This window comes from Kitasatospora sp. NPDC059571 (assembly GCF_042735675.1).
In the GTDB taxonomy this organism is placed as follows: domain Bacteria; phylum Actinomycetota; class Actinomycetes; order Streptomycetales; family Streptomycetaceae; genus Kitasatospora.
Window position 1 is genome coordinate 1 of sequence record NZ_JBHWBW010000083.1, and the last position, 4,566, is coordinate 4,566.

Annotated in this window: 5 protein-coding genes; 2 read left to right on the forward strand and 3 right to left on the reverse strand. The window is 73.4% G+C overall.

Annotated elements, in window-relative coordinates:
- Positions 1-36 precede the first annotated feature (36 nt).
- Entirely contained in the window at positions 37-228 is a 192-nt protein-coding gene (locus tag ACFV0G_RS12690; protein WP_095876357.1) for a DUF5999 family protein, read from the reverse strand.
- Between the two features lie 334 nt (positions 229-562).
- Complete coding sequence (locus ACFV0G_RS12695) at positions 563-1,138, reverse strand: hypothetical protein (protein WP_380545770.1); 576 nt, start codon at positions 1,136-1,138, stop codon at positions 563-565.
- 353 nt (positions 1,139-1,491) lie between these two features.
- Between ACFV0G_RS12695 and ACFV0G_RS12700 the strand changes: the two genes are divergently transcribed.
- Positions 1,492-2,991, forward strand: coding sequence for a glutamate--cysteine ligase (locus ACFV0G_RS12700; RefSeq protein WP_380545772.1), 1,500 nt, complete (start codon positions 1,492-1,494; stop codon positions 2,989-2,991).
- A gap of 111 nt (positions 2,992-3,102) precedes the next feature.
- On the forward strand, positions 3,103-3,891 hold the full coding sequence (locus ACFV0G_RS12705) for a CPBP family intramembrane glutamic endopeptidase (protein ID WP_380545774.1): 789 nt from the start codon (positions 3,103-3,105) through the stop codon (positions 3,889-3,891).
- A gap of 9 nt (positions 3,892-3,900) precedes the next feature.
- Here ACFV0G_RS12705 and ACFV0G_RS12710 read toward each other — a convergent pair whose 3' ends face one another.
- Positions 3,901-4,419 carry an HAD domain-containing protein gene (locus ACFV0G_RS12710; protein WP_380545776.1) on the reverse strand — a complete coding sequence of 173 codons (519 nt, stop codon included), beginning with the start codon at positions 4,417-4,419 and terminating at the stop codon, positions 3,901-3,903.
- Positions 4,420-4,566 lie beyond the last annotated feature (147 nt).

Below are 4,566 nucleotides of genomic sequence, written 5' to 3' on the forward strand. Positions count from 1 at the left end.
CCCCCTCGGTGTTCCGAGGGGGCCGGCCGCGTCGTGTCAGGCCGCGACGGCCAGCGGGCGCCGCGGGGCGATCACCCGGCCGTCGGGCAGCAGTTCACCGGTGTCCTCGAAGAGCAGGACGCCGTTGCAGAGCAGGCTCCACCCCTGCTCGGGGTGGCGGGCCACCGGCACGGCCGCCTCGCGGTCGGCCGACTCCGCCGAAGGGCACTCAGGACGGTGTTGGCACACAGCACGTACCTCACTTCGCTCATGATCCCGCCCCACCGCACGGCACCCCCCGAGGCGCGCCGCCCTGCCGGCGGATCCTCATCGCCGACCCAGGTGTGAACCGGCGCTCCGTTGGGTAGGACAGAGGCCCTCCCCCGCTGGTTCCCAGTGTCGGCATCCCGCGGCCTTCCCGCAGCCTTTTCGTGACATGCGCCACAACGAGCCGCCGGAGATCACCCGTTCAGGCGGTGCGGCACCGCTCGGACGCGCGGACGGGCCACCGGTCGCCTGACCTTGTCGAGTCAGGCCCGATGGCCCGTCCGGGTGGTGCGCGATGTGCCGCCCCGCGCGGCGGTCAGCCCCGCCCGAGCAGCAGCGGTGCGCCGTCGACCTCGGGCCGGTCCAGCGCGGTGAGGAGCTCGCCGGCCTGGTAGACCCGGTGCGCGGTGACGCCAAGCGGCGCCGGCGAGAGCGGGATCAGCAGGTCGTCCGCCCCGCCGGGCTGCGGGCCGCTCAGCCAGAGCGCCGTGGCGTAGTGCCCGGGCATCGACAGCAGCCGCGGCTGGCGCCGCACGCGGGTGCCCTGGGCCAGCTGCCAGGCCTGCCGCAGGGCGTGCACCGTGGAGTCCAGGTACGGACCGGCCGCGAAGTGCGCGAAGGTGTGGCCCGCGCCGGGGGACTCGGCGACCTCGGCCGCCGCGACCACGCCCGCGGTGCCGTGCTTGATCAGGAACCGCCAGCCCGTCCGCCGCGCCGTCGCGAGCGACGGCCCCTCCAGGACGTAGACCGCCAGCGGGTGGGCCGGCAGCAGCGGGCCGGGGGTATGGCGCAGCACGGCAGCGACCGGCCGGCTGTGGGTGCTCTCGTCGTCGAGGGCGGCCAGGACGGCGCGCAGGGCGCTGGGCGGCGGCTGGGGGGTCTGCAGAGTCATGGCGGGTCGCCTCTCCGTGCGAGATCGGCGTGCGAGTGCGGCATACCGGCGTGGCGTCGGTGGTGTGACGGGACCTGGGCCGTGTCCGGTTGGGCATGATCGCGGTGCGGGCGCGGAAGCACGCGAGCACGAGGTTGTCGTGCGGCGGGAGACCGGGCGGGCGCGCAGTGCGAATTCTACTCGAACAGGTGCGCAGGGTGACCTTGATATCACGTTCGGTGGCGCTCGGCAAGTCGGAATTCTACTGACGAGTCGTCAGAATGCACCACCGGCAGCCTGTTCGAGTGCCCGGGCTATCGATCTTCCGGATGGGCATGATGCTTGCACGGTCGACCTAGGGGAGGAGGGCACTCATGGGCGAGAAGGTCGTTGCCACTCGCGCTGAACTGTCCGACCGGCAGCTGTACCGACGCAAGCTCCAGTCCTGTCTGGACGTGCTCGAACGGATGCTGCGCGAGGGACGATTCGACCGCCCGAGAGCAATGATGGGCCTGGAGATCGAGCTCAACCTGGTCGACGACCAGGGGCTGCCGGTGATGCGCAACGCCCAGGTGCTGGAGTCCATCGCCTCCGCCGACTTCCAGACCGAGCTCGGCCGGTTCAACATCGAGGTCAACGTGGCCCCGCGGCGCCTGGGCGGGCACGTGCTGGAGGAACTGCGCGAGGAGATCGACACCTTCCTGAGGTACGCCGACCGGCGGGCCGCCGAGGCGGGCGCCCGGATCGTCATGGTCGGGATCCTGCCGACCCTCGACCTGGACCACACCGGCCTCGACAGCATGTCCCACAACAACCGGTACACGCTGCTCAGCGACCAGATCCTGGCCGCCCGCGGGGAGGACATCGCGCTCGACATCGAGGGCGTGGAGCATCTGGCGGTGGAGTCCGTCTCCATGGTCGCCGAGGCCGCCGCCACCTCGCTCCAACTGCACCTGCAGGTCACCCCCGAGCGGTTCGCCCCGGTCTGGAACGCCGCCCAGGCGATCTCCGCGAGCCAGGTCGCGCTCGGCGCCAACTCGCCGTTCCTGTTCGGCCGGGAGCTCTGGCGCGAGACGCGCCCCGTGCTGTTCCAACAGGCCTGTGACACCCGTTCGGCGGAGCTCAAGGCCCAGGGCGTGCGCCCCATCACCTGGTTCGGGGAGCGCTGGATCGACTCCGCGCTGGACCTGTTCGCGGAGAACCTCCGCTACTTCCCGGCCCTGCTGCCGATCTGCGACGACGAGGACCCGGTCAAGGTGCTCGCCTCCGGCGGCGTCCCCAGGCTCGCCGAGATGCGGCTCCACAACGGCACCATCTACCGGTGGAACCGCCCGGTCTACGACGTCTCCGACGGCGTGGCCCACCTGCGGGTCGAGAACCGCTGCCTGCCGGCCGGCCCCACCGTCGCCGACACCCTCGCCAACGCCGCCTACTACTACGGGCTGGTCCGCGTCCTCGCCGGCCAGCCCAGGCCGGTCTGGCAGCGGCTGCCGTTCGAGCGCGCGGACGAGAACTTCCACACCGCGGCCCGCTACGGCATCGACGCGGTGCTGCACTGGCCGCGGCACGGCCGGACGGGGCGCGGCACCGGCCCGGTCGCCGTCACCGACCTCGTCCTGAACGAGCTGCTCCCGCTCGCCCACCAGGGCCTCGACGAGTGGGGTGTCGAACCGGCCGACCGCGACCGCTACCTCGGCATCATCGAGCAGCGCTGCCTGCGCCGCACCAACGGCGCCGCCTGGCAGGCCGCCACCGTCCACCGGCTGCGCGAGCACCACAACCTGGACCGGACGGCGGCGGTCGCCGCGATGACCCGCAGGTACGTCGAGTACATGCGGACCGGCGAGCCGGTGCACACCTGGCCGGTGGACTGACCGTCCGAGGCGTTCTCATCCCCGTGTGCGAGGATGATCGGCCCGGAGGCCGCCCAGGCCTCCGGGCCCCGCGCCGTCCGCGGCGGGGGCGGGCCCGCGGGCGGGAGACCAGTGACCAGCGTTTCGACCGAGCCGGAGACCGGCACCCCGGCGCGCCGCCTGCTCGGGGTCGAGCTGCTCATCGTCCTCGGCCTCTCACTGGGGGCCAGCGGCATCGCCGCGCTGATCAGCTTCGCCGACTCGCTCACCCAGAAGCTCGCGCTCGGCCAGCAGGTGGCCACCCTCAACGCCTCGCGCGCCCCCGGCCGCCCGTGGATCGACCTCGCCTGGCAGCTCTACTACATCGGCCGCGGCCTGATGCCGGTCGTGCTGGTGGGCTACCTGCTGGTGCGGGAGTCGGTCTCGCTGCGGGTGATCGGCTTCGACCTCGGTCAGAAGCTGCGCGACCTCGGCCGCGGCACCCTGGTCGCCGCGGGCATCGGCGGCACCGGCCTCGCGCTCTACCTCGCCGCCCAGGCCGCCGGCTACAACCTCACCGTCGCCCCCTCCGGCCTGCCGGACGTCTGGTGGCGCATCCCCGTCCTGATCGCCTCCGCCTGGCAGAACGCCATCCTGGAGGAGGTCGTCGTGGTCGGCTACCTGCTGCGCCGGCTCGGCCAGCTGGGCTGGTCATGGCCGGCCGCGGTGGCCGCGAGCTCGCTGCTGCGCGGCTCGTACCACCTCTACCAGGGCGTCGGCGGGCTGGTCGGCAACATGGTGATGGGCCTGATCTTCTGTCTGCTGTACCGCCGCTGGGGCCGGGTGATGCCGCTGGTCGTCGCGCACGCCCTGATCGACACCGTCGCGTTCGTGGGCTACGCCCTGCTCGCCGGCCACGTCGGCTGGCTGCCGACCGGCTGACCCGGCCGGTCAGCGGTCGGCGGGGTGCGGCCGCCACCGGCGCGGCGGGCGGCGCAGCAGCCGGTCGACGTGGTGGCGCTCCAGCCCCTGGGCGGGGTCGGTCCGCAGCAGCAGGCGGTCGCGCCGCAGGAGCGAGTTGCGGACCAGCCGGGGCGGGATGACGTCGTCGATCCAGGCGAACGGGCGCCCCTGCGCGTGCCGCAGCAGCGGCGCCCACTTGGCGCCGGAGAACAGCTCCATCAGCCGGATCCGGGGGTCGCCGGGCTGCCGCCGGTAGCCGTTGACCTTGACCACCGGGAGCTCCGGGAGGCCGAGGACGGGGCAGAGCAGCTCGTTCGCCGAGTCCTGCCAGGTGGTGGCCCAGCACAGCTCGTAGCTGCCGGCCAGTTCGCGCAGCCAGTCCCCGTGCCGGGGGTTGAGCAGCACGTCGTAGCCGAGCATGGTGTGCGGCTCGAAGCCGTCGTCGGGGTACGGCGCGGCGGGGTTGAGGACGCCGTCGACGTCGACGTACAGCAGGGGCCGGGGCACGGGCGCTCCGTTCGCCGGGGGCGGTGGTCGTCGGTACGGACGTCAGCCGCCCCCCGCCCGGGTTCCCCAGGAGACGGGGCTCCCGGCACCGCGCCACCGGGGGGCGGGGGTCAGGGCGCGGGGGCGGGACAGGCGTCGGGGGGCGGG

What these genes read in the sequence shown, in the direction of transcription:
- ACFV0G_RS12695 (WP_380545770.1), bottom strand. Translation starts at nt 1,138, where the DNA reads ATGACTCTGCAGACCCCCCAGCCGCCGCCCAGCGCCCTGCGCGCCGTC.
- ACFV0G_RS12700 (WP_380545772.1), top strand. Translation starts at nt 1,492, where the DNA reads ATGGGCGAGAAGGTCGTTGCCACTCGCGCTGAACTGTCCGACCGGCAG.